The organism is Thiohalophilus thiocyanatoxydans (assembly GCF_004366735.1).
In the GTDB taxonomy this organism is placed as follows: domain Bacteria; phylum Pseudomonadota; class Gammaproteobacteria; order UBA6429; family Thiohalophilaceae; genus Thiohalophilus; species Thiohalophilus thiocyanatoxydans.
In genome coordinates, this window is record NZ_SOQX01000007.1 from 100046 (window position 1) to 122933 (window position 22888).

25 protein-coding genes and 1 riboswitch are annotated in these 22888 nt (G+C 53.9%); of the genes, 3 read left to right on the forward strand and 22 right to left on the reverse strand.

The annotated features are described in order from the left end of the window. Positions 1 to 207 precede the first annotated feature (207 nt). A riboswitch (cyclic di-GMP riboswitch) is annotated at positions 208 to 292 on the reverse strand. 230 nt (positions 293 to 522) lie between these two features. The 11 genes from EDC23_RS11930 to EDC23_RS11980 all read right to left on the reverse strand — a co-directional run bounded on the left by EDC23_RS11930 (position 523) and on the right by EDC23_RS11980 (position 7252). Next, complete coding sequence (locus tag EDC23_RS11930; protein WP_166668863.1) at positions 523 to 882, reverse strand: roadblock/LC7 domain-containing protein; 360 nt, start codon at positions 880 to 882, stop codon at positions 523 to 525. Positions 883 to 1065: 183 nt separating this feature from the next. Beyond that, positions 1066 to 1563, reverse strand: a complete 498-nt coding sequence (locus EDC23_RS11935) for a cbb3-type cytochrome c oxidase subunit I (protein ID WP_134084873.1) — start codon at positions 1561 to 1563, stop codon at positions 1066 to 1068. A 147-nt stretch (positions 1564 to 1710) separates the two neighbouring features. Next, positions 1711 to 2175, reverse strand: a complete 465-nt coding sequence (locus EDC23_RS11940; RefSeq protein WP_134084875.1) for a MerR family transcriptional regulator — start codon at positions 2173 to 2175, stop codon at positions 1711 to 1713. 23 nt (positions 2176 to 2198) lie between these two features. Next, positions 2199 to 2426, reverse strand: a complete 228-nt coding sequence (locus EDC23_RS11945; RefSeq protein ID WP_134084877.1) for a hypothetical protein — start codon at positions 2424 to 2426, stop codon at positions 2199 to 2201. 89 nt (positions 2427 to 2515) lie between these two features. Continuing rightward, complete coding sequence (locus EDC23_RS11950; protein WP_134084879.1) at positions 2516 to 2935, reverse strand: hypothetical protein; 420 nt, start codon at positions 2933 to 2935, stop codon at positions 2516 to 2518. Between the two features lie 118 nt (positions 2936 to 3053). Then, positions 3054 to 4406, reverse strand: a complete 1353-nt coding sequence (locus EDC23_RS11955; protein ID WP_208321372.1) for a TrpB-like pyridoxal phosphate-dependent enzyme — start codon at positions 4404 to 4406, stop codon at positions 3054 to 3056. A gap of 191 nt (positions 4407 to 4597) precedes the next feature. Then, positions 4598 to 5275, reverse strand: a complete 678-nt coding sequence (locus EDC23_RS11960; protein WP_134084886.1) for a DUF2459 domain-containing protein — start codon at positions 5273 to 5275, stop codon at positions 4598 to 4600. Between the two features lie 86 nt (positions 5276 to 5361). Further along, positions 5362 to 5787, reverse strand: coding sequence for a globin (locus EDC23_RS11965; RefSeq protein WP_134084888.1), 426 nt, complete (start codon positions 5785 to 5787; stop codon positions 5362 to 5364). Between the two features lie 335 nt (positions 5788 to 6122). Then, the gene (locus EDC23_RS11970; protein ID WP_166668864.1) at positions 6123 to 6566 is read right to left on the reverse strand and encodes a DUF3617 domain-containing protein; all 444 of its coding nucleotides are present in this window, start codon (positions 6564 to 6566) and stop codon (positions 6123 to 6125) included. 57 nt (positions 6567 to 6623) lie between these two features. Then, positions 6624 to 6854: a putative signal transducing protein gene (locus EDC23_RS11975; RefSeq protein ID WP_134084892.1), complete on the reverse strand. Its 231-nt coding sequence runs from the start codon at positions 6852 to 6854 to the stop codon at positions 6624 to 6626. Further along, positions 6854 to 7252: a phosphate-starvation-inducible protein PsiE gene (locus EDC23_RS11980; RefSeq protein WP_134084894.1), complete on the reverse strand. Its 399-nt coding sequence runs from the start codon at positions 7250 to 7252 to the stop codon at positions 6854 to 6856. Before EDC23_RS11980 ends, EDC23_RS11975 begins: the two co-directional genes overlap by 1 nt. A 127-nt stretch (positions 7253 to 7379) precedes the next feature. Here EDC23_RS11980 and EDC23_RS11985 point away from each other — a divergent pair, with 127 nt between their 5' ends. The 3 genes from EDC23_RS11985 (at position 7380) to EDC23_RS11995 (ending at position 11382) form a co-directional block, all read left to right on the forward strand. Next, positions 7380 to 7574: a hypothetical protein gene (locus tag EDC23_RS11985; protein ID WP_134084896.1), complete on the forward strand. Its 195-nt coding sequence runs from the start codon at positions 7380 to 7382 to the stop codon at positions 7572 to 7574. A gap of 534 nt (positions 7575 to 8108) precedes the next feature. Continuing rightward, positions 8109 to 10271, forward strand: coding sequence for a catalase/peroxidase HPI (gene katG, locus EDC23_RS11990; protein ID WP_134084898.1), 2163 nt, complete (start codon positions 8109 to 8111; stop codon positions 10269 to 10271). A 511-nt stretch (positions 10272 to 10782) separates the two neighbouring features. Further along, complete coding sequence (locus tag EDC23_RS11995) at positions 10783 to 11382, forward strand: glutathione S-transferase family protein (protein ID WP_134084900.1); 600 nt, start codon at positions 10783 to 10785, stop codon at positions 11380 to 11382. Between the two features lie 18 nt (positions 11383 to 11400). Here EDC23_RS11995 and EDC23_RS12000 read toward each other — a convergent pair whose 3' ends face one another. From EDC23_RS12000 to EDC23_RS12055, 11 genes are all read right to left on the reverse strand, one after another. Then, positions 11401 to 12219: a cobalamin-binding protein gene (locus EDC23_RS12000; RefSeq protein WP_134084976.1), complete on the reverse strand. Its 819-nt coding sequence runs from the start codon at positions 12217 to 12219 to the stop codon at positions 11401 to 11403. Then, a complete protein-coding gene (locus EDC23_RS12005; RefSeq protein WP_134084902.1) occupies positions 12219 to 12449 on the reverse strand; it encodes a cysteine-rich CWC family protein in 231 nt (76 codons plus the stop codon). Before EDC23_RS12005 ends, EDC23_RS12000 begins: the two co-directional genes overlap by 1 nt. Positions 12450 to 12566: 117 nt before the next feature. Next, entirely contained in the window at positions 12567 to 13007 is a 441-nt protein-coding gene (locus EDC23_RS12010; protein WP_134084904.1) for a phosphate-starvation-inducible PsiE family protein, read from the reverse strand. An 83-nt stretch (positions 13008 to 13090) separates the two neighbouring features. Next, complete coding sequence (locus EDC23_RS12015; protein WP_134084906.1) at positions 13091 to 13600, reverse strand: hypothetical protein; 510 nt, start codon at positions 13598 to 13600, stop codon at positions 13091 to 13093. A 48-nt stretch (positions 13601 to 13648) separates the two neighbouring features. Further along, positions 13649 to 14269, reverse strand: a complete 621-nt coding sequence (locus EDC23_RS12020) for a DsbA family protein (protein WP_134084908.1) — start codon at positions 14267 to 14269, stop codon at positions 13649 to 13651. Positions 14270 to 14419: 150 nt separating this feature from the next. Further along, the gene (locus tag EDC23_RS12025; RefSeq protein WP_134084910.1) at positions 14420 to 15736 is read right to left on the reverse strand and encodes an APC family permease; all 1317 of its coding nucleotides are present in this window, start codon (positions 15734 to 15736) and stop codon (positions 14420 to 14422) included. 144 nt (positions 15737 to 15880) lie between these two features. Beyond that, positions 15881 to 16384, reverse strand: a complete 504-nt coding sequence (locus EDC23_RS12030) for a hypothetical protein (protein ID WP_134084912.1) — start codon at positions 16382 to 16384, stop codon at positions 15881 to 15883. 1021 nt (positions 16385 to 17405) lie between these two features. Beyond that, on the reverse strand, positions 17406 to 18437 hold the full coding sequence (locus EDC23_RS12040) for a hypothetical protein (RefSeq protein ID WP_208321368.1): 1032 nt from the start codon (positions 18435 to 18437) through the stop codon (positions 17406 to 17408). A 3-nt stretch (positions 18438 to 18440) separates the two neighbouring features. Beyond that, positions 18441 to 19724, reverse strand: a complete 1284-nt coding sequence (locus tag EDC23_RS12045; protein WP_134084914.1) for a DNA cytosine methyltransferase — start codon at positions 19722 to 19724, stop codon at positions 18441 to 18443. Positions 19725 to 19898: 174 nt separating this feature from the next. Next, on the reverse strand, positions 19899 to 21797 hold the full coding sequence (locus EDC23_RS12050) for a hypothetical protein (RefSeq protein WP_134084916.1): 1899 nt from the start codon (positions 21795 to 21797) through the stop codon (positions 19899 to 19901). 294 nt (positions 21798 to 22091) lie between these two features. Then, the gene (locus tag EDC23_RS12055; RefSeq protein WP_134084918.1) at positions 22092 to 22805 is read right to left on the reverse strand and encodes a TSCPD domain-containing protein; all 714 of its coding nucleotides are present in this window, start codon (positions 22803 to 22805) and stop codon (positions 22092 to 22094) included. Positions 22806 to 22888: the final 83 nt, after the last annotated feature.

Genomic DNA, 22888 nt, shown 5'->3' on the forward strand with positions numbered 1-22888 from the left:
ACCAGGGCACCGCCCCGATTTTCAGATTCGTCGCTTCGTCCATGCCATCCTTACAATGGCTTTCCACGAGCAACAGATGAATGTCGCCGCTGTTATCCCCGCAGGGGCTGTCAGCCAGAGCGACACAGGTCGTACTCGTGTGTAGTGTTGTGACTCGGGAATCGGTCTGCCGGGAAGCGCACGCTGGAAAACACGCGGAAGTGTTCCTGTGGCAACCCAGCCGTCCTAGAGCACGCTCCGTAGACCTGTAGTTTTGAGCCCCCGACTTTCACCGGGTTTTCCCTTGTCACATTCTTGATTACATTCTCGAATTGAGAACCTTACCAATCATGTCAGTTAAGAACCTTAACAACCTTGTCAGTTATATATCTATAGTTTATAGCGCTACAGAAAACAAGGTTAAAAGAATTATTTTTTATGCTAGTTTTAACTCTCTGACAAATGAGGATTTTTATTACACGCAACAAAAGGATGGTTTATAAGAGTTTCTGATGGTTTATTCAAAAATGGGAAAAAGGCGTTTTAAAGGAGTCTGGCGAGCCGGTTGACCGCTTTCCAGGTCACCAGCTGCAGCATCCCCGAATTCACATCGGGGGTCGACATACAGGCCAGAATGGCCTTGTCGAAAACCGGCAGAATAGTGACACAACCCGAGCTGGAGCGAATAAACATCTCCTCGACCTGGCCGTACTGCAGCTCATCGATAATCTTGCCGCACACCAGCTGCAGCTCGATATACAGCGCCGCCACCCTGTCCGCATCCTGAACATTGCCTTCATGCGCGATCACCAGACCGTCCGGTGAGACGACAATCGACAGCAGAATACTCGGATTCGCCGAGTTCAACTCCTGCAGGACGGATTCAAGATCGGAGACTGGCAAAACGATTCCTTAAATTTAACTGCTGCCGACAGGATGCAAACAGGGATTGATTGTTAACTATTATTATCATCAAACTCGCGAAGACAACAAGCATGCCACTACATATGTTACCAAATTTTGAAGTTTTTGTTATACGCGTCACGCATCCCGCCCGTGTCATGGGGCAACACATACCAATAAGGTTCAGCCACGACGGTTGTTGAACATCTCATCGGTATCGTGACCGACCGTTTCCCGTGCGACTCGCTGACGCTTGTAGCCGGTGGTAGTGCGGATTCGTGTCCACATGGTCCAGATGTAGAGCACGATCGCGATCAGCTGCAGCAGACCGCCACACAACACGACCCAGCTCAGCAGGGTCATGTCATTGGTGCTGCGCACCAGTTCCCCGGCGAAGCGCAACAGGGTACCGCTTAACAACAGCCAGTAGACCCGTCTGATCGCGGTTTCCCGGTAACGGGGATCATCGCGGGAAGGTTTGGGAAATAGCCACAGGGCCACGCCGAGGATCATAAACATCACAAAACCGACGAACATGATATGGGTGTGGGCCGAGATCAGATAGGGATGCGGCCATTCGCCGTACAACTCGCGGCGCAGCAGCATCCAGCCCCCGAGCAGCAGACCGAGGATCAAAAACACAAATGCGGTCTTGATAAATCGTCGGGGCAGTTCGGTCATCGCGGCTTAATTCCGTATCAGAATAATAGAAGAAGCGTACCAGATCGGTGCCGTGATGGGGTTGTCGAAGCCGGCGTTGGCGTTATACCTGTACACTGGCCCGGCTCCCGGCGGGTATTTTGCCAGCCGGGGCCGAGCCGCCGACTTCTACTCGTCCTGATCCCAGATAAGATTGAGCAGCGCCACATCCTGACGCTGCTGCTTGAGCGGGCAGGCGGGACAGCCCTGGGAAGACGGTTCGTTGCGGCATCCGCGACACTGTTCAAGCAAGGCCTCCGCCTCGGTGAGCCGGTGTTGCAACCGGGTCAGATCAGCAATGCGTTCGCCAAGCGTCTGGCCGACAGCCGACAGCCGGGCCGAGACGGCCCGCCGCCCCTCCTCGCCCGTTTGACACTGCTCTCTGGCCTGCACCACCTCGCCAATCGTCTCCAGTGACAAACCGCTGTCGGCCAGCTCGAGGATCGCCGCCAGCCGGGCCCGGTGATGATCGGTATACAGCCGGGTGCCGCCGCCGCTGCGTAACGGTTTCAGCAAACCCGCCTCTTCGTAATAGCGAATCGTGCGTACCGTGGTGCCGAGCTGTTCGGCCAGCTCCCCGATTTTATACTTCATCACACCTGCCGGAACCGATCCGGTTACATCCCGACCAGTTGCGCATTGTAGCCGCCGGACTCGACCTGCTGGAGCAGGCGGCTTGAGTCGGCCACCTCGCTGTCATAACTGACCAGCAGCAGATGCGGCTTCTGCTCGCTGAAGCGCGGGGCAATCACCCCGTCGACCTGGCGCAGCCGCTCTTGCAGAGCATTGCGCTCGGTGTCGGGCAGGGTTTCGTTCACATGAATCATGATGTCGGCAACTTGCATGCTCTTCTCCTTCCGGTTCCGTTAAAATCTTACGTTAACGTAAGATTAGACGAAATGCTCGGCAATGCCAACCTCCCGGCGGCTTGCGTTCAGCCGGTCGGCGGCAGGCCCTGCAGGATGTTGCCGCGCACCGGCGGGGAGAAGAAGGTTCGCCGCAGCAGATCGGCCGAAAACGGCTCGCTCCGATTCCAGGGCAGCAGCGATACCAGCCGGGCCATGGTGCAGTAGCCGAACAGGATCTGTGCCCAGGTGCCGAGTGTCGGAATCCAGTAAATCAGCTGCAGCGGCGCGGGCAGCGCGATCAGCAACAACAGCAGATAACCGAGGCGCACCTGTACCGGAAAGGCGGCAAGACTGCGCTCGCGCAGCAGAAAGTGGATCAGCTGGAACACGGTGATACCGATGGCGACATAAAATCCCGGGGTCCAGCCCAGCACCCCGGCGCTGAGAAACCCCACCGTCACCAGCCAGTACCACCAGCTCAGGGTTCGGTATTCGAGCAGGAACATGGCATCTCTCCCGGGTCAGAATAAGTCAAAACGGTTCGGGCGAATTATAGAACAGGCAACAAGCGCGGACAGTCCCCTCATCGACAGAGCGCCGCTCCCACCCGTGCCGCCCGGCGTGTCAGCCCACCCCGGGCAGATGGTGCAGCGCCTGATCGATGGCCTCGGCCGGGTACTCGAAGTCCTCCAGCTCGCCGCTGAAGTACTTGTCGTAGGAGCCCATGTCGAAATGGCCGTGGCCGGAGAGGTTGAAGAACAGGGTCTTCGCCTCGCCGCTTTCCCTGCAGCGGTTGGCCTCGTCGATCACCGCGCGAATGGCGTGGTTCGACTCGGGCGCGGGGATGATGCCCTCGGCCCGGGCGAACTGCACCCCGGCCTCGAAGGTGGCCAGCTGCGGTACCGCCACCGCCTCGATCAGCCCTTCATTATACAGTTGCGAGACCAGCGCCGAGTCGCCGTGATAGCGCAATCCGCCGGCGTGGATGCCCGGCGGCACGAAGTCGTGGCCCAGGGTGTACATCTTCATCAGCGGGGTCAGCCCCACCGAATCGCCGAAGTCATAGGCGTAATGGCCGCGGGTCAGGGTCGGGCAGGAGGCCGGCTCCACCGCCACCAGGCGCACGGCCTTGCCGGCCGCCTTGTCGGCAAAGAACGGGAAGGCCGCACCGCCGAAGTTGGAGCCGCCGCCACAGGGGGCGAAGACCATATCCGGATAGTCGCCCACCTTCTCGAACTGTTTCTTCGCCTCCAGGCCGATCACCGTCTGGTGCAGCAGCACATGGTTGAGCACCGAGCCCAGCGCGTAGTTGGTGTCGTCCCGCGAGGCCGCCTCTTCCACCGCCTCGGAAATGGCAATCCCCAGCGAGCCGGGGGAATCGGGATCCTTGGCCAGGATCTGGCGCCCCGATTCGGTCCGGTCGGTGGGGCTGGGCAGCACCTCGGCGCCCCAGGTCTGCATCATCGAGCGGCGAAACGGCTTCTGCTCGTAGCTCACCTTCACCATATAGACCCGCACCTCAATGCCGAACTTCTGGCCCACCATCGCCAGGGAGGAGCCCCACTGGCCGGCGCCGGTCTCGGTGGCCAGGCGGCGAATCCCCGCCTCGCGGTTGTAATAGGCCTGGGCCACGGCGGTGTTGGGCTTGTGCGAACCGGCCGGGCTGACACCCTCGTACTTGTAATAGATCTTCGCCGGGGTGCCCAGCGCCGCCTCCAGCTGGTGGGCGCGGTACAGCGGCGAGGGTCGCCACAGCTGATACACCTCGCGCACCGGCTCGGGGATGGTGATCCAGCGCTGATCGCTCACCTCCTGTTCGATCAGCGACATGGGAAAAATCGCACTCAGGGCATCGGGGCCGATCGGCTGCCCATCGGGCCCCAGCGGCGGCAATGGCGCGTTGGGCATATCCGCCACCACGTTATACCACTGGGTGGGCATTTCGGACTCGTCGAGCAGGATCTTGGTTTGCATTATTGTTATCCCGGCTGGTGGACCTCACAGAATCTTACCCGAAGGCACTGGCGAGGCAAACCACAGACTGAGTTCTGAGTGCTGAGTGCCGAGTCTGGGTCACTGATGTTATCGAAGGACCTGTGGGAGGCGATGTCTTGCCACTTGTCCTTCGCGCTTGAAAAGCGCTCCCACAAGCCCTTCGGGCGAAGTGCTTAGTACTTAGTTGTCCCGCCACAATCCGACACGACGCTGGATAACAGGCCATCGACCGTGATATTGAAGGCTGGGGTGATGGGACAGCCTGCCGCGTGCAGGACCCGGGCGGTCCAGACGTTGCAGGTGTTGAACAGATGGTACGTCTCGCGGGAGCGATAAAAGCGGCTGTTGCCGTACAGCCCTGGCTGAAGCGCGACCGCCGACTCACCCTCGCGGGCGAAGCGGCTATCGAGATGCCGGCCCATCCGGGCGAAGCCGTCACGGGAGAATTCAAGGTAAACGATCTCGCTGCGCGGAAAGTAGTCGATCACCGGCTCACTGAACCCGACCACATGCAATACACTTGAAGTCGGCCACAACCCGGCCTTGAGCAGATGACCGACGTGAGGTTCCGGACTCAGGTAGTAACCGCGATCACCCCAGCCAAACTCCAGATAACGCGCACCGGGAAAGTCCGCCTGCTCGGGCAGCAGCCCCGGTGGAATCGCAGCCCGTTCGATCACGATCCCTGCGTGCCAACCGTGGCTGACCAGGTAGATCGGCACCACCGGCTCCCCCTCACCGGGTGGAAACAGACCGTCAGGCGGCGCCGCGCAAGCACCCAGCCACAAGGCCAATGCGCCAAGCCACAGCCCCGCCACGACGGGATTGAGACATGCCGATATGCTGTTCATCAATACAGCATATCAGAACAGGTTACGGGAACGAGGGCGAAGTACTGAGTACTGAGTACTTAGAACTAAGAACTAAGTACTTTTATTTAATATTTCCTGGAGAAGTGCCCGATGATCTGCCCCATCGCCTCCCGCCAGCGGCCCTCAAGCTGCGGATTGAACTGTGGATCGTGTTCACGGATGGCCGTCAGCAGGCTGTTGAGCCAGTAGTCATACAAATGCGGCTGCACGGGAGCGTGCCCATGGCGGCTGTGAATCTCGGCCATCTTGTCCACCTCCCGTTTGACGATCTCGCTGCCGGCGGCAAACATGATGGAGTTGGACAGGGTCCGGCGCAGCAGGCGCCGCTGGCGATTGAAGTCGGTGTTGGCAAAGGCGTTTTTCACCTCCGGATGACTTTCGAGAAACACATCGTAAAAGCGTTCGATAAAACCGCCGTTATGCAAACAGCGGCCGTAACTCTGGTGTAGATCGTCGTAGCTGTCGCCCGACGCGGTATTTCCTGCTGACATTGATTACCTCGGATAATTTGTGAACATTCCTGGCCTGGGGGAGGGGCCAATCACTAAACCGTATTATACGCAAGATAAACTTATTGAAAAACAGTAACAGGAAGTCGATCTGTTACAACAATGTAAACAATCCACAAGACGCAGCAATATAGTCAGGAATAAAACACTCGTCACCCGGGCGTCCGGCACCGGCAGCGCATCATCGAGCCTGACTCGCATTCAAAGAATGGGTTACAACGGGAGGCTGTCTGGCGTCTTTGGCAAACGCCATTTAGTGCATGATGTTGCGCTCTGTCATCCCGGCGACACGGGGATGACAGAGCAATGAACGCCGTTCAGCAGTCACCGACCCGCTTGCCGTCGAAGGTATTGCGCATCTGCATTTCACCCATCGGCCCGGCCTGGACCTTCATCTCGAACCAGCCATCGGAGGTTGTGCCGTGAAAGTTCACTTCACCATGCCCGGAAGAGGAACCCTGTGCCGTTTCACACTCGATCTCCCAGACAACCTTGCTCGGCGAATCCGAGGTTTTGTTAAATGTACAGCCCTCTTCCATGTCCTCGGGCTTGAAGCTGATATCCTCTTTGGTCACACATTCCTGCTTGGTCGTTGGTTCCTTTTTCATCATGGACGCCATATTCTCCGGCATGCCGCTGACGTCCATCTTGTAGGTCATCTCCCACATTCCGGGGTCGACATTATAATCCTGCCCGTGGACCGGCTGGGCCAGCATGGCAACCAGCATTCCCAGTGCGACAAAAAGCTTTTTCGAAAACATTGTCTTCTCCTTATTCTTTGTTGCAATCATAGATTTGAATTCAGGGAACTAGACATCCTAATCGTCCCCGATCTGAAACTCGCCATTTTCATAGCGTTCGATAACCCGCTGCGCCGCCGACTCGTCTTCATCCTCCACGCTCAGCTTGATGTGACCCATCGGCATCAGCTCGCCGATCCCGCCCTGCAGGTACTCGCCGTTGACGTAGGTGTCGATCCCCTGCGACTCCAGCAGTCCCTTGACCAGGTTGCCCTCGATATAGTCATTGGCAGTGTAGACGATAACCATCAGCTGCTGCTGTCCGACTCATACGGATAGCGGACATGACCGTAACGAATCACCAGTACTGTCAATGCGATGACCAGCGCCGCGCCGGCCACCGCCAGGATACGCCAGACATCCATGTCCTTCATATCCAGTATCATGTAACGGGCCAGGGCAATGATGGCGATATACAGCGGAATCCGGATCGGCAGTTTGCCCGACTTGAGATAGATGCCGACCATCGCCAGCACTTCCAGATAGATGAACATCAGCAGCAGATCCGCCAGGGTGACCGCCCGGGCCTCGACCATTACCCCGATCTCGATGCCGAAGGCGATAATCGTCGCCACTGCGATCAGAACCAGCCCGATCTCCTGCAGCAGATCCAGCGACTCGCCTGTGACTATTTTCAGTTTTTTCATTAATACCACCTGTCAAATCGCCCTGTCGGGTGAAGGAATCGAAAACCATGCCAGTCAATCGTTCCCCCTTCTTCCCAACCCCGCGTTTGTTCGCTATATTCTCCGAAATCCGACACCAAGCCTACCCATGCCCGACATTATCTGCAAACACTGCGACCATGTCTTTGACGACAGCCAGAACTACTGTCCCCACTGCCGTACGCCGACCCCGGCCCAGCAGGAGCGTCTCGCCGCCGGTTCCAAAAAGCGCTTCCTCTACGCCTTCATCGGGCTGATCGTGTTTGCCACGCTGATGATTCTGATCCTGCCGCGCGACGCCTGAGCCCTCACCACAACCTTTCCCTTGCAACAATCCCCCTTAACCGGGCAACCGGACAGGCTCTTGTCAGCCTGGACATCCCCCGGGTACTGGCCGGTGTCCGACCCCGATCTTCCCTGTAACGGATTCAATCGGTGGAATTAGACTGAATCTAAACTACACTGTATCTAAAGGTTGGACACACGGGCTGTGCCGGTTGTGTTCGGTCCCGGTCAATAGACGCTATTTTATTATCTGTTCAGGCAGGTTTGCGCGATGTATCAGGCCGATAAAGCGCGTCGACAACCATCAGGCAACCGTCTGACGAGCCAATTTGAACCTGAGCGCAACATGAACGGTGTCCCGGACACCAAGCCGGACCCGTGTTCCTCAATTGAAACAAACCACGACCCGATCATTTGCACCACACGATAGTCACGCACTATCAGCGGTATCGAAACAAACGATTTTCCCCGCTGCCGGTTCTTGCCTAGAGTTGAAAGCCACCCTCGGCAGATCGGGATGAAAGTACCTACTGCAAAACGCAAGGAGAACACGATGGATGACATAACCAAATGCCCGGTGATGCACGGCGGTGCCACCGAAAGCGGCCAGTCGAACATGGAATGGTGGCCCAGAGCCCTGAATCTCGACATTCTGCATCAGCACGACACCAAGACGAACCCACTGGGTGAAGAGTTCAACTACCGCGACGAGGTCAAAAAACTCGACTTCGACGCACTGAAAAACGATCTGCACGCACTGATGAAAGAGAACCAGGCCTGGTGGCCGGCGGACTGGGGCCACTACGGCGGTCTGATGATCCGCATGTCCTGGCACGCGGCGGGCACCTACCGTATCGCGGATGGCCGCGGCGGCGCAGGCACCGGCAATCAGCGCTTTGCCCCGATCAACTCCTGGCCGGATAACGCCAACCTGGACAAGGCGCGTCGCCTGCTCTGGCCGATTAAGAAGAAATACGGCAACCAGCTCAGCTGGGCCGATCTGATCACCTATGCGGGCACCATCGCCTATGAGTCCATGGGCCTGAAAACCTTCGGCTTCGGTTTCGGTCGCGAGGATATCTGGCATCCGGAAAAAGATACCTACTGGGGGTCGGAGAAAGAGTGGCTGGCCCCCACCGGTAGCGAAGGCAGCCGTTACTCCGGCGAGCGGGATCTGGAAAATCCGCTGGCCGCGGTGATGATGGGCCTCATTTACGTTAACCCCGAAGGCGTGGACGGCAACCCGGACCCGCTCAAGACCGCCCATGATGTGCGCGTCACCTTCGAGCGCATGGCGATGAACGACGAGGAAACCGCGGCCCTCACCGCCGGCGGGCATACCGTGGGCAAGTGCCACGGCAACGGTGACGCCGCCCTGCTCGGCCCCGAACCCGAAGCCGCCGATGTGGAAGAGCAGGGGCTGGGCTGGAACAACCACACCCAACGGGGTATCGGTCGTGACACCGTCACCAGCGGCATCGAAGGCGCCTGGACCACCAACCCGACCGTGTTCGACATGGGTTATTTCGACATGCTGCTGGATCACGAGTGGGAATCCAGAAAGAGTCCCGCCGGGGCCTGGCAGTGGGAACCGGTCGATATCCAGGAAGAAGATCGGCCGGTGGATGTTGAAGGGGGATCGACCCGTTACAACCCGATCATGACCGACGCCGACATGGCCATGAAGATGGATCCCGACTATCGCAAGATCCTGGAAAAATTCCGCGCCGACCCGCAGGCTTTCCAGGACGCCTTCGCACGGGCCTGGTTCAAACTGACCCACCGTGACATGGGGCCCCGAGATCGCTACATCGGCCCGGATGTCCCGCAGGAAGAGTTGATCTGGCAGGACCCGGTGCCGGCCGGCAACACCGACTACGATGTGCAGGCCGTGAAAAAGAAGATTGCCGCCAGCGGCCTGAGCCTCAGCGAGATGGTCAACACCGCCTGGGACAGCGCCCGGACCTTCCGCGGTTCGGACATGCGCGGCGGCGCCAACGGCGCGCGCATTCGCCTGGCCCCGCAGAAGGACTGGGAAGGCAACGAGCCCAAGCGGCTGAACAAGGTCCTGGGTGTGCTGGAACCCATTGCCAAAGAGAGCGGCGCCAGCCTCGCCGATGTGATCGTGCTGGCCGGCAACCTCGGCATCGAGCAGGCCGCCAGAGCCGCCGGCATGGAGGTGAGCGTGCCCTTCTCACCCGGGCGCGGCGATGCCAGCGACGCGATGACCGACGCCGACTCCTTCGAGTACCTGGAGCCCCTGCATGACGGCTACCGCAACTGGCTCAAGAAGGACTATGTGGTCAGTGCCGAAGAGCTGCTGCTGGATCGCACCCAGCTGATGGGCCTCACCGCCCCCGAGATGACCGTGCTGGTCGGCGGCATGCGGGTGCTGGGCACCAATCACGGCGGCACCCAACACGGGGTGTTCACCGATCGCGAAGGCGCCTTGACCAATGACTTCTTCGTCAACCTGACCGACATGAACAACACCTGGAAGCCGGCCGACAAAGGCCTGTATGAAGTGCGCGACCGGGCCACCGACCAGGTCAAATGGACCGCGACCCGGGTGGACCTGGTCTTCGGCTCCAACGCCATCCTGCGCGCCTATGCCGAAGTCTATGCCCAGGACGACAACCAGCAGAAGTTCGTCAACGACTTCGTCAAAGCCTGGCGCAAGGTGATGGACGCGGATCGCTTCGACCTGGTGGCCTGAATAACGGCTCAACGGTACGCAAAGGCGCAGGTCAGGTTGCGCGCAGCGCTACCTGACATTCTGCGTATCAACAGGCGTGTCACGCAGGCTAACGCCAGCGTGACCTACACTGGTTAGGTGCCAGGTGCTAGAGGCGTAGGTCAGGTTGCGCACAGCGCTACCTGACATTCTGCTAACACCCGCGTGACCTGCAGAATAAGCCGGAGTATAAGGTGCGCATGAATTTGGAACAGAGGCGGTTCGTTTCTATCTGGCGGCCTGAATACCTATTCCTGACAAGCAGCGCAAAGGCGTAGGTCAGGTTGCGCGCAGCGCTACCTGACATTCTGCGTATCGACTGAAACGGACTATAACCTGAAGCAACAGGTATCAGGGATACGACTCTCTGGCACCTTTTTTATTTCAGACAGATCCCCTGCGCGGGATCCCCCTGCGCACTTGTTTTGCGTTTAAGCTCCCGACTACACTGAGGTCGGTCCACGCCCCCGGCGTTTAAACAAGGAACATCACCATGACCGGCCTGAAACTCTACGACTTCGACCGTTCCGGCAACTGCTACAAGATCCGGCTGCTGCTGGCCATGCTGGGGCTGGACTACGAGCGCATCCCCACCGACAGCAGCGTCGGCGAGACCCAGACCCCTGAGTTCAAACGCCTTAACCCGCGCGGGCAGATCCCGGTGCTGATCGATGGCGAGACGCTGCTCTGGGATTCCATGGCGATCCTGGTTTACCTGGCGCGGCGCTACGGCGACGAGCGCTGGCTGGCGAGCGATGCCCTGGGCGAGGCGCGGGTGATGCAGTGGCTGGCCGTGTCGGAGAACGAACTGCTCTACGGCCTGGCCCGCGCCCGCGTCGCACTGCGCTTCAACAAGCCCTTTGATGTGGAACAGTGTCACCGCGACGCCACACCGGGGCTCGATACACTGGAGCAGCACCTGGGACACAACGACTGGCTGGCGGCGGATCACCTGACCATCGCCGACATCGCCTGCTACCCCTACGTCACTCTCGCCGATGAAGCCGGTCTCTCCCTGGCTGATTACCCGGCGATCCGCGCCTGGCTGCAACGGATTGAAGCCGCACCGGGCTGGGTGCCGATGGTCGAATGACCCGCCGGCAAGGGAGGATTACAGGTTCGCCACCCTGCCCGGCTCCCCGGCCCACCTTTGAATAATGCGCGACAGTTCGGCCAGGCCGTCGCTCAACGCAGCCGGACCGGGCTGTAATATCAACGGCGATTTGATCTCGTATAACTGGTTATCCCGTACCGCCGGGATCCGATCCCAGCCGGGGCGTTCGGCCACCGTGGTCGGCTGGAACTTCTTGCCGCACCAGGAGCCGATGATGATCTCGGGCTGGTGTTCTATCACTTCGCGGTCATCGGCAATGATGCGCCGTTTGGCGTCGGGATGTTGCGCCCGATCCGCACAGACATCCTCACCGCCGGCGATGGCGATCAGCTCCGAGACCCAGCGGATGCCGGAGATCCTCGGCTCATCCCACTCCTCGAAATAGACCCGCGGCCGGCGTGACAGCGCGGCGGCCTGTTCCCGGGCCTGTTCGATATTCCCTGACAACTCGGCAACCAGCGCCTGCGCCTTTTCTCCGGCACCGACCATGTTGCCCAGCAGCAGGATGTTATCCAGAATCTCATCGACACGGCGCTGGTTGGTGATCAGCACCTGCACGCCCTCGCGGATCAACCCGGCGGCGATGTCCGCCTGCAGATCGGAAAAGCCCACCACCAGGTCCGGTTCCAGCTCGAGAATCTTGTCCAGCTTCGCCGTGGTAAACGCCGCCACCTTCGGCTTCTCTTTGCGCGCCTGCGGCGGGCGCACGGTAAACCCCGAGATCCCGACGATCCGATCCTGCTCGCCCAGGCGATAAAGAATCTCGGTCGGCTCCTCGGTCAGGCAGACGATCCGCCGGGGCAGGCTGGCCTGCATCACGATTTGCTCAACGCCCGGATCTTGCGAGTGTGCTGCAGCCGGTTATACTCCCCGCGCACTTCCAGCAGACAGCGACTGCACAGACAGTCCTCGTACTGCTCGGAGATATACTCCAGCTGCTCGGTACTCAGCACCACCGTCTGGCACTGGCAGAGCATGATCGATCCGGACTTGCATTCAAAAAGTGTGTTACAACGCGCGCATTGTTTGGATTCATGTTTTGGCATAACGACTCCTGTTGTGACAAACAACCCTCCCTGGCCACGCGGGTTATTGCTCTTATTTCCGAACTTTCCTGTTGAGATTGATAAAACTGACTGGAACGAAAGATCTTCGCGATATTTTTACGATCCCAAATCCTTCGATATCATCTTTTCTCTTTGATACACAATGACCGAACCAATCCTGATTAAACCCAACACCAATATAAATGCGGAAAAGGCGTAGATCATATCGGGCTGCAACTCATGCTTGAACAGCGCAATTAATATCTCCCGAATAACAAAAACAATTGCCGCGTCGATAATAAAAGTAAGCCTGAGTCTGCTGGTATGAAAATACTCAACCAGAGAGCGGGATAACTCGATCAGTACATAGAGCGTGAGAACATCAGCAATAATGTCGATGTAGTATCCAGTGACACCTTCAAAGGCAAGTAACTTCCAGGTCGTAAAAAACAGCTGCACCGCACCAATCGCCACGCCGAAAATCAGGAACACCAGAATAATCCCAAATACGATATCAACGGCCTTGTTAAAATAACCCTGTATTTTTTTACTAATCATGTATCCCTCTCATATCCTGAATGATACGCCCTGGTTTATAAAACTTTATCCGAACATGGATGACCTCACCGAAACTCGCCGGCTCACAATAACGGCGCATTCACCTCCAGCTGCCAGCGGATATCGAAGTAGTCCTGCCGGCCGGAAAACCGGAACTGCACCCGCTCCTCGTCAAAGCGGTAATTGCGCAACACTTCGTTGCCCGAGAAACGGCCGTTCAGGTTGTCCGTGGCATTCTTCTTGTTGATCCCGTAGACCATCAGGTAATAGCTGCGCAGAACCTCCGCCGAGCTGAAATCCGCCGGGGTATTGCGCATCTCCAGCGTGGCATAGGGATACCAGCCCCATTTGCTGTTATCCGGACTCGACTTGGTCAGCAGCACCATCATGGCGTTGCCCGCCTTCATCCGTTTTTTCTCCCTCGCCGACAACCGGCTGGGCAGCAGATAGATCGTCAACTTGCCCACCTGCTCGTCCAGCACCGCGACCGAATCCTTGATTTCCAGCCGGGTCCCTGCTTTTTCGATATACCCCTGCGAGGCAGTACACACCCCGGATATAACTAACGCCAGCAATGTAACCAGAATACGCATGGTCCCTCCCCATTGAGTCAATAACATCTCAATACTAAAAATCCCGCCTCACGCCGCCAGCAGCGTCTCGATCTGCTGCAGGTTGGCCTCGACATCGGTATAACTGTGCCGGATGAAATGGATCTGATCCCCCACCTTCAGCACCACGCTGGGATAGCCGCGGGCGCCCAGTTGCTCCGCCAGCGCCATATCCGCCTGCAATTGTTGCGCGATATCATCCGAATGAATCCGCTCGATAAACGTCTCCCGCGGGATGCCCAGCGCCTCACCCAGATCGTATAAATTGGCATACAGCGACGGATTGCCCGCCTCCAGGTAATAAAAGCGCTGAATCCGCTCGTCCATCGCCCGCTCCTTGCCATACTCGCGCGCCACCAGCGCCGCCTTGCAGGCCGGATACGTCGAGCGCAGCGGCGTATTCTGCGTCCAGAAATCGAAATTGAATTCCACCTCACACTGCTCGCTGATCCGCCGCCAGGTCTTTTGCAAATAGTCGCTGACCTCCGGCTCCATCGGCTCGTCCGTCTCCGGCGCCAGCCCGCCGAGCACGTAAACCACCTCCACCCGGTCCGCCAGCGCCGCCTTCACCTGCGACCACACGGGCCGAAACCCCCAGCACCAGCTACACATCGGGTCATACAGATAATACAGCGTCGCTTCACGGCTCATCTCACCTCACCCTCGCGCACCAGCGCGGTTAAAAATAGTGCCGTCCGTGGCCATGCGGCTTGTTTTTATTATTCCCGCACCCCTCCCGTTGAGCACTGAATATAACCGGTTAAAATCAAATCGCTTCGACCTGTTTTTACGAACAGCTTTTTACGTCGCTTTGCGATAATGGCTTAAAAACAGGTGCTCCCCGAAGAAGACCAGTAGCAAGCCGACGATGGCGGTGTAGATCACCAGCATGTCGGTCTGCGCCTTGATGATCAGCAACGCCACCAGCACCACCAGGTCCAGGATGAGCGCCGTGATCAGTATATAAGCGTTGGCATTGATCTGTTTGCGGATGTGCCGCAGGATGCCCCAGTGCACCGCCATGTCCATGATGATGTAGAAGATCGCGCCCAGCGCCGCGATGCGACTCAGATCGAAGAAGATGGTCAGCAGCATGGCCAGCACGATAGTGTAGACCAGGGTGTGTTTCTGGATACTGCCCGGCATGCCGAAGTGGCTGTGCGGCACCAGCTTCATCTCGGTCAGCATGGCCAGCATGCGTGAGACGGCAAACACGCTGGCGATCACCCCCGAGACCGTGGCAATGATGGCAAACACCACCGTAAACCACAGGCCGTAATCACCGAAGGCCGGGCGGGCCGCCTCGGCCAGGGCATAGTCCCGCGCCCGGACGATCTCGGCGATAGACAGGTTGCCGCCCACCGCCAGGGTCACCAGCATGTACAGCACCAGACAGATCACGATGGAAATGACGATCGCCCGCCCGACATTGCGGTGCGGATCGACGATCTCCCCGCCGCTGTTGGTGATGGTGGTAAAGCCCTTGTAGGCCAGGATCGCCAGCGCCACCGCGCCAAGAAAACTGCCGCCCTCCAGATTCGCCGGGGCCACCGAGATACTCTCGAACGACAGGCCCGAGACCCACAACCCGCCCAGGGCAAATACCACAATCCCGCCGATCTTGATGAAAGCCGTGATGAAGGAGAAGGTCTCGATCAAGCGGTTGCTGAGGATATTGATCAAAAAGGCGAAGAACAGCAGCCCGACTCCGAGCACGATCACCAGCACACTGTCCTGGCTCACGTCGAACAACTGCAGGGTATAGGTGCCGAAGGTCCGCGCCACCAGGCTCTCGTTGATCACCATGGAGAAATACATCAGCAGCGCGCAGGCCCCGGTCATGACCGACTTGCCGTAGGCCTTCTCCAGAAACATCGCGATCCCGCCCGCCGACGGCCAGGCCCGGGACAGCTTGATATAGGAATAGGCACTGAAACCCGAGATCACCGCCGCCAGCAGAAAGGCCAGCGGAAACCACTCCCGCGCCAGCTCCGCCACCTGCCCGGTCAGCGCGAAGATCCCGGCACCGATCATCACCCCGGTACCCATCGCCACCGCCCCGGTCAGCGTCAGGCTGTTGGCCGTGTACTTCGCCGATCTGTCATCCGATCCCGGCATTCGCTCACTCGTCCCCTTTTATGCCTGCGCGATAAATAAAACCGTCCCTGGCCATGCGGCGTTTTATTGTTATTCCCGCAACGCTCCCGTTGAGCACTGATTAAAACTCATCTCAAGTATTCTTTTCCCTAGATGCCGAGTTCCTCAGTAATAAAACCCGGCCATCAATTCCGCATAACTATCCGAGCAATCCGCAAAGATGCTGTTATCACAGTCCTGATACCGGACATACGCCATGCCGACACCCAGCACCAGGTTGCGACCGGCGCGCGCATAGACGCCGGCCCGACCGCCCCAGGCATCACGATCCTCAAAGCCGTCGATGCGGGTACGGCGATAGAACCCCCCGACATAGGGTGACACGCTGCCCTGCCGGGCAAACACGTAATTCACTTTCGGGCTGATTTGTTCGATGCCCGGCGAGCCGCCAGACCAGACTTCATAATCCAGCCCCAGCTCCAGACCATCTGCCACATAATAGCCACCGCCGACCCCGAAGATCCGGTAGGTATCATCAAACGCCCGGCCCTGACCCAGCACCACCGAGAGATTGAACGAGCCAGCATCGAAGGGATCCGCCGAGACCTTCAGCGGCAGCACAGTGCACAGCAGAACAAACACCAGAACAGCTCGATTCAGAACAGCCATGTCAAGTTCCTCTTGTAACCGCAGGGCCCCAATCGAGTCTAGCCCTGCCGATCGTTGTTAAATAGTGCCTTCCCTGGCCATGCGGCTGTTTTTGTTATTCCCGCAACGCTCGCGTTGAGCACTGATTAAAACCGTTGATACTTCACTCTTTCGTTAAACAGGCATTTTTACCGCAAAAATCGGGCTTCTAAGCCTCTATAAAGGCGATAAAACTGCATAATTTATTGCCAAATCATAAACTTGCATTGGTCCGACCCCGTTATTTTTGAACGCAGCAGCACCGGGCGGTTTGAAGCCGGCCCCTGCAGGCAGACTCCGGGAGGCCATACTCCCATCTTCAGTACAGTTCCACAGGTTTTAATCTGTGTTCGTGGCACACAGTGTTCTGACCCCTTGATCACTCCACCGAGAGATTGAACGAGCCGGCATCGAAGGGATCCGCCGAGACCTTCAGCGGCAGCAGAGCGCATAGCAGGACAAACCCCAGAACAGATCGATTCAGAACATCCATTTCAAGTTCCTCTTGTGACCACAGGGCCCCAATCGAGTCTAACCCTGTAGGTCTTGTTAAATAGTGCCTTCCGTGGCCATGCGGCTGTTTTTGTTATTCCCGCAACTCTCCCGTTGAGCACTGAAAAGCCTTCCAAATTTACCCATTAAAGGGCTTTGACCCCTTTAATCCGGTCAGCGTCAGGCTGTTGGCCGTGTACTTCGCCGATCTGTCATCCGATCCCGGCATTCGCTCCCTCGCCTCCTTTTATGCCTGCGCTATAAATAAAAACCGTCCCTGGCCATGCGGAGTATTATTTTTATTCCCGCAACGCTCCCGTTGAGCACTGATTAAAACCGTTGATACCTCACTCTTTCGTTAAACAGGTATTTTTACAGCAAAAATGGGGCATCTAAGCCTCTATAAAGGCGATAAAACTTCATAATTTATTGCCAAATCATTAACTTGCATTGGTCCGCCCCTGCACTGCTTACCAAATCATTAACTTGCATTGGTCCGCCCCTGCACTGCTTAACCTCGCTTTACCACATAAGAAGCTGAGTTATCAGACACCTTAATTTCATCGTCTGACCAACTTAGATTTATTGACTTTGGCAAGGAGATCTCAACTTCTTCAATCCCTTGGATTGCAGGTCGTATATACTTTTCTATAAATACAGAAATTACATCTCCTGCTTCTTCTTCCATGTGCTGCCACGCAGCCTCACCATGGTAAAACTCACCCCCACAGGAGATATACTTTTCAGAAAGTTCTGTTAAACGACTTGAAGGGGTAGGATCAAGCACTAAGAGAACGGGGATAAAACCAGCCGCTTGGCTTTCCTCAGCGAAAGAAAGCTCCTCTCCGAAACGCCCCTGCCCGCTAGCCGCGATAGTTACTCTTAACTTCAGCTCATAAGTTCGATTATTACTTGGTACCAGACAATCAATCTGCCGACCTTTTTTAGTTGGCGTCCCGTTTGAATCTAGCCGTTTTACCGGTGAATTTTTCGCTCCAACTGGCTCACCTCCAAGACAGCTAGCCAATAGCGGTTCAAACAAATATCCCGTTTCCTGTGCTGAACGATTATCTACATCATAAATCCATTTTCGCCATACCATCCAGTTGGCGAGCAAAGCAGATTCGCAACAACCATACTCTAATAAAGATCTGGGACCAATCTGATCCATAGTTGGCATCGGTTGCTCAGCTAAAATTCGGCGATATTTGACTCTGCGACGATGAAGTGCGCTTAAATTTTCAATAAACAGCCCAAAATCATTATCCTTCTCGAAAGCAGACCTAAGTGTTTTTTCTATTTGATTCGATTCGATATTTATATGAGCTTGCTGATCGAACCAACTTAGAGGTATTTTGTAGTAATCATTATTAGGAGCAACGACACGGTCAACTCCAATTTCGGTATGACTCCAATCTAAATTATCGATGGCAATCGATATAAGAGAATAAAGCTCGCCGTCAGATATAACAACCTGTGCATCCCCAGCCCCATGCATCTTACATTTTGTATACAAATTACGAAAAAATGCTGAATTCCTCATACTCTATCCAAATAATAAATGTTGTTTCTGGTTTTGATTTTCCATGAGATTTAGCAGCAATGATTCCGTTACCTTCAATGCCGGGCTCATCGCTCCTGCTTTAGTTAATAGATATCCTATGAGCCTGCCTTCAGTACAAGCTTTTCCAAAAAAACCGAAATCGTCTCGTATATGCTCAGCGAAAATACGAGCAAGCATAGGGGGGATAGCATTGCCTATTTGCTGTATCTTTTGGGAGGCAGTACCATAAAAACAAAAGTCATCCGGGAAGGTTTGGATTCTTGCAGCTTCTCTGATCGTTAACGGTCTATCTTCGACAGGGTGGATTAACTCTCGAGTTGCCGCACCAGTGATTGTTAGGCTTGGCTCCGTTTTTATTAACCTTTTCAGCCCTGAAGGAGCACCTCCCCGCTTTTCAGTAGGCGTTCCATCAGCAACGCGCCTATTAGCCCGCTTCTTGAACGACTCATGTTGAAGGTTCTCAGGCAGATCTTTCATTGTCTGACCAGGCTTAAGAGCCGAGATCCGTTCTAGCTGAAGTCCTTTAACAATTGGGCAATAGTGATCTGTGATTTCAGTGGCCCTCCCCCTCAACAAAAGATCAAACTTATCGCGGACAGGCTCGGAAACAGGTTTTACCGATTTGAGATTGGAGGTAGTTGCTCTTGGGAGGGTTTCAATTGCGTGCGAAATAGTAATATCTGAATTTCTGAATATTTGCCCAGATACCTTTATTGTCGCCTCGGGCAACTTATACTCATGCCCGATCCGATTACCAACAATTAGCACTCTTTTCCTTCTCTGAGGTACCCCATATTCCTGCGAATATACTTTTTCAATCCTTATAAGATACCCGAGATCTATAAAGGCTTTAGCTGCTTCATAGACGTATTTTCCTTTATTGGAAGTTAGCAGACCCTCAACATTTTCCATAATAAACCATTTAGGCCTTATAACTTCCAAAGCTTTGACATAGCTTCTTAATAGATGATTCCTTGGATCGTCCCAAAATCTCGTTCCGGCAGTTGAAAAGCCTTGGCAAGGTGGGCCACCGATTAACATATCAAGATCACCTGGACCAACCCCAATATCTTTCAATATCTGAGTAAAATCTAAGTTATTAATATCTTCATTACTACAGACTGTATCGGGGAAATTTTTTTTATAAGTTTCGATGGCTGCGTGGTCTTTATCATTCGCATAAAGTATCTCGTATCCAGCCTGCTTGAATCCGAGAGAGCACCCGCCTGCACCACAAAAAAGGCTAATCGCTGTCGGCTTTTTCACTTTTTCATCACCATAAATAACTTCAAAACTGTTAATAATGCACCAGGAATCGAGCTTTTGGTAGCGCTAACGCATCAATAACCTGCGCACATTGGGAATTCCTGGGACAGCACACCTATTTTACCTTCTGAATCAGTTTAGATTGATAATTAGTATACTGAACCCGGATTTCGATCATCGTTCTGCGACTTTCCTTGCGGAAGCAATCATAGATCTATATTTATCCATGAGGTATGCGATAATTTTTTTACTATATGCAATAGGTGATGTAGCGGCAAAAAAAGAAATGAATACGCCAAGCACCGCCAGCACATTCTTGTTTCCTCCTTGAATTTCTATAAGCAGATAAACTACAACCCCATACAATCCAATAATTATTGACACTAACAATATGGCAAGGCACCAAAATAAAATCATGATATTTCTTTGTTTTTTTATAACCAATGCACTTCTTTCATTCTCCTTTATGGACTGCAGTTCTTTTATAGCCTTTTCACCTTCATAAGCCTTTTTCTCAAGCAAGCTTTTTTCTCTTATATGTGACTCAATTTCTTTATTTCCTAGAAATGATAAAGCATCATCAATATCAGTCGCAGTTATCTCCTCAGGCGTAGCTGACTTGCTCCTTAGCTCTTTATGCAAATATTCAGCTTCTTCCGCCGATAATTTTCTTTGATCATATTGCTCCTTGAGTTGATCAAACTTCTCAGAGACTGAACTATTAATATGAGAAGCCAAAACAACTTGAGCTTTTATAACAACATCAAATGATAACGGGATTTTTGAATCATTCGACAACCCTTTATTTAACTTAAACCAGAGTCTATTTGTTATAAAATCAATATCAGTTGCATAAGGGATGCTTCCATCGTTTTCTCTTATTTTAGGATGAAATGCTAAATACTGAGTCACACTATTACCAGTCATTAAAATATGGCCAATATCTTCAAAAGATCTTTTATTCTCTCCCTTCCTCAACGCATTGATTTTTGTGAATAATTTCAAGGCATTCTTACATTTTTCTTCATCGAATTGCCTATTATTTTCCTCCGCTTCTTTCTTTAAACTTTGTATTAACTCACCACCCTCTACAACATATTGGTATTCATCATAAAAATCGTCTCTATTAACCTTAAATATACGCTTCTTTTCTAGCAGAGAAAATAATTTTGCCTTCTTAGTTGCTATATCGCTTTTTGTACCACTACCATTTAGAATATTTTGTATCGCAGTTTTTGATGGATCCGGCCTTACCTTTCCATCAACTATCAACTCACATACATGAAAAATATTATGAACCTCACTTTCACACTCATCAAAATACTCTAATGATATCTTTCCATTTTTCTTTTGGTTGACTTCTTTAACTAACCCATAAAACTCACCAAATAAATTTTTATAAAGTTCACCATTATATCCGGCAACGTTGAATAAATGTTCTGTATCTAAATATATCGTGATATCTTTTTTCCATGTTCCAATATCAGCTAAATTAGGCGAATACCTTATCCCGTCATATATAACAAGCCCTTCTCTTATTGCATTTAAATTTTTGGTAAAGTCACTTTGATCTTTGTTAGCAATGATATACGAGCTTATTAGATCTGAGTATCTCTGCCTCGAGCTGTTATCTAAAAGATAATCACAAAATTCATTTTCAATATCTTGCTTTTCGACATCAGCAAGGCTTTGATGTAAACGCTTCTCTATAAAATCAACTAATCCTTCTACTATTTTTTTCTGGACACCTTTCGCTGAACTTAGCTGTCCTGACAAAGGGTTTGATTTTTTTAGATCTTCGTCTATTACATAATAACCACCATCTTTTTCATCTAATACCTTATAATCCCTCTTTAAGCGATTCCTTAGAGTGGTTTTTACCACTGCCTCTGGAATATGGAAACCAAACACATCCTCAAGATACTGTGTTGCCTCACTCGCATTAAACTCCCATTTCTTTTCTAGCACGAAAACTGCTTTCAACAACTCCGCAATAACATCATATATATCTTTATTGTTATCATAGAGCTCACTAAACAATGCTACTGATGCTAATAGTTTGTTGTCGCTCATAAATAGACCCAATTCTTTTACTTACCCATATTAAATATATTATTAAATGATATAGCTTTAAAATACCTTAATTTTCAGTGCAATTCGCATAAACATAATCCAACTTAACTATAAATGCAGAAAGCAGCCCGTTGGACTGCTTTCTCATTATTATTCTTCGCGTCTCACAACTTGCACAGTGAGAAGTGCGAGAGCAAGGCATAAACTGTTTTGAGTACCGGAGCTACCATCTGGCGTAGTGAGGAAACTCAAAACAGTTTATAACGCGGCTAATCGTGCTTCTCACGAAGCAAGCTAGCCGCATTTGCTATCGCCGCAATTCAAACACGTCAAACACCCATCCATTTTAATCACGGCCTTGGTACTGCATTTGCCACACAACTGCGCCCCGGCCGGGAAGTCGCCTTTGGCTTCTTCGGACTCTTCGGCGACTTTCTTGGCGCCTTCGAACTGGGCGCGTTTTTCCTCGATCAGTTTCTTCTGATGCTCGTCCAGACCCTCGTCTTTGAGCAGGCCGATCATGCGCATGTGGCATTCGATGGCGTCACCGATCTCGGCGACCAGCGAGGGCATGTATTTACCGCCCTTTTTGAAGTAGCCGCCGCGCGGGTCGAACACCGAGCGCAGCTCTTCGACCAGGAAAGTGACGTCGCCGCCCTTGCGGAACACGGCGGAGACGATGCGCGTGAGGGCGACGATCCACTGGAAGTGGTCCATGTTCTTGGAATTGATGAAGATCTCGAACGGGCGGCGCAGTTCGTGATCGGTGCCCTGGTTGAGAATCACGTCGTTGATGGTGATATACAGCGCGTGCTCGGTCAGCGGGGTTTTGATCTTGTAGGTCGAGCCGAGCAGCATTTCCGGGCGCTCGAGCTTCTCGTGCATGTGGATGACGTTGTCTTCTGCCTCCGCTTTCTCTTTCAGCGCCGCTTCGGCGGCCTGGTCGTCGGCGTCTTCTTCCTTGACCACTTCGTAGGCGGCGATTTTGCTGTCGATTTTGATGGCCATGTTGCTGTTCCTCTCGCTTGTTCTTTTATGTTGTTGGGTTTACCAACTCACATCGGGTTTTTGCCCCTCTCCCTTTATCCCTC

Bases quoted from the DNA above. Each gene is read 5' to 3' on its own strand.
- EDC23_RS11935 (WP_134084873.1), bottom strand. From the start codon at position 1,563: ATGACCGAACTGCCCCGACGATTTATCAAGACCGCATTTGTGTTTTTG.
- EDC23_RS11940 (WP_134084875.1), bottom strand. From the start codon at position 2,175: ATGAAGTATAAAATCGGGGAGCTGGCCGAACAGCTCGGCACCACGGTA.
- EDC23_RS11945 (WP_134084877.1), bottom strand. From the start codon at position 2,426: ATGCAAGTTGCCGACATCATGATTCATGTGAACGAAACCCTGCCCGAC.
- EDC23_RS11950 (WP_134084879.1), bottom strand. From the start codon at position 2,935: ATGTTCCTGCTCGAATACCGAACCCTGAGCTGGTGGTACTGGCTGGTG.
- EDC23_RS11960 (WP_134084886.1), bottom strand. From the start codon at position 5,275: ATGAACAGCATATCGGCATGTCTCAATCCCGTCGTGGCGGGGCTGTGG.
- EDC23_RS11965 (WP_134084888.1), bottom strand. From the start codon at position 5,787: ATGTCAGCAGGAAATACCGCGTCGGGCGACAGCTACGACGATCTACAC.
- EDC23_RS11970 (WP_166668864.1), bottom strand. From the start codon at position 6,566: ATGTTTTCGAAAAAGCTTTTTGTCGCACTGGGAATGCTGGTTGCCATG.
- EDC23_RS11975 (WP_134084892.1), bottom strand. From the start codon at position 6,854: ATGGTTATCGTCTACACTGCCAATGACTATATCGAGGGCAACCTGGTC.
- EDC23_RS11980 (WP_134084894.1), bottom strand. From the start codon at position 7,252: ATGAAAAAACTGAAAATAGTCACAGGCGAGTCGCTGGATCTGCTGCAG.
- EDC23_RS11985 (WP_134084896.1), top strand. From the start codon at position 7,380: ATGCCCGACATTATCTGCAAACACTGCGACCATGTCTTTGACGACAGC.
- katG (WP_134084898.1), top strand. From the start codon at position 8,109: ATGGATGACATAACCAAATGCCCGGTGATGCACGGCGGTGCCACCGAA.
- EDC23_RS11995 (WP_134084900.1), top strand. From the start codon at position 10,783: ATGACCGGCCTGAAACTCTACGACTTCGACCGTTCCGGCAACTGCTAC.
- EDC23_RS12000 (WP_134084976.1), bottom strand. From the start codon at position 12,219: ATGCAGGCCAGCCTGCCCCGGCGGATCGTCTGCCTGACCGAGGAGCCG.
- EDC23_RS12005 (WP_134084902.1), bottom strand. From the start codon at position 12,449: ATGCCAAAACATGAATCCAAACAATGCGCGCGTTGTAACACACTTTTT.
- EDC23_RS12010 (WP_134084904.1), bottom strand. From the start codon at position 13,007: ATGATTAGTAAAAAAATACAGGGTTATTTTAACAAGGCCGTTGATATC.
- EDC23_RS12015 (WP_134084906.1), bottom strand. From the start codon at position 13,600: ATGCGTATTCTGGTTACATTGCTGGCGTTAGTTATATCCGGGGTGTGT.
- EDC23_RS12020 (WP_134084908.1), bottom strand. From the start codon at position 14,269: ATGAGCCGTGAAGCGACGCTGTATTATCTGTATGACCCGATGTGTAGC.
- EDC23_RS12025 (WP_134084910.1), bottom strand. From the start codon at position 15,736: ATGCCGGGATCGGATGACAGATCGGCGAAGTACACGGCCAACAGCCTG.
- EDC23_RS12030 (WP_134084912.1), bottom strand. From the start codon at position 16,384: ATGGCTGTTCTGAATCGAGCTGTTCTGGTGTTTGTTCTGCTGTGCACT.
- EDC23_RS12040 (WP_208321368.1), bottom strand. From the start codon at position 18,437: ATGAGGAATTCAGCATTTTTTCGTAATTTGTATACAAAATGTAAGATG.
- EDC23_RS12050 (WP_134084916.1), bottom strand. From the start codon at position 21,797: ATGAGCGACAACAAACTATTAGCATCAGTAGCATTGTTTAGTGAGCTC.
- EDC23_RS12055 (WP_134084918.1), bottom strand. From the start codon at position 22,805: ATGGCCATCAAAATCGACAGCAAAATCGCCGCCTACGAAGTGGTCAAG.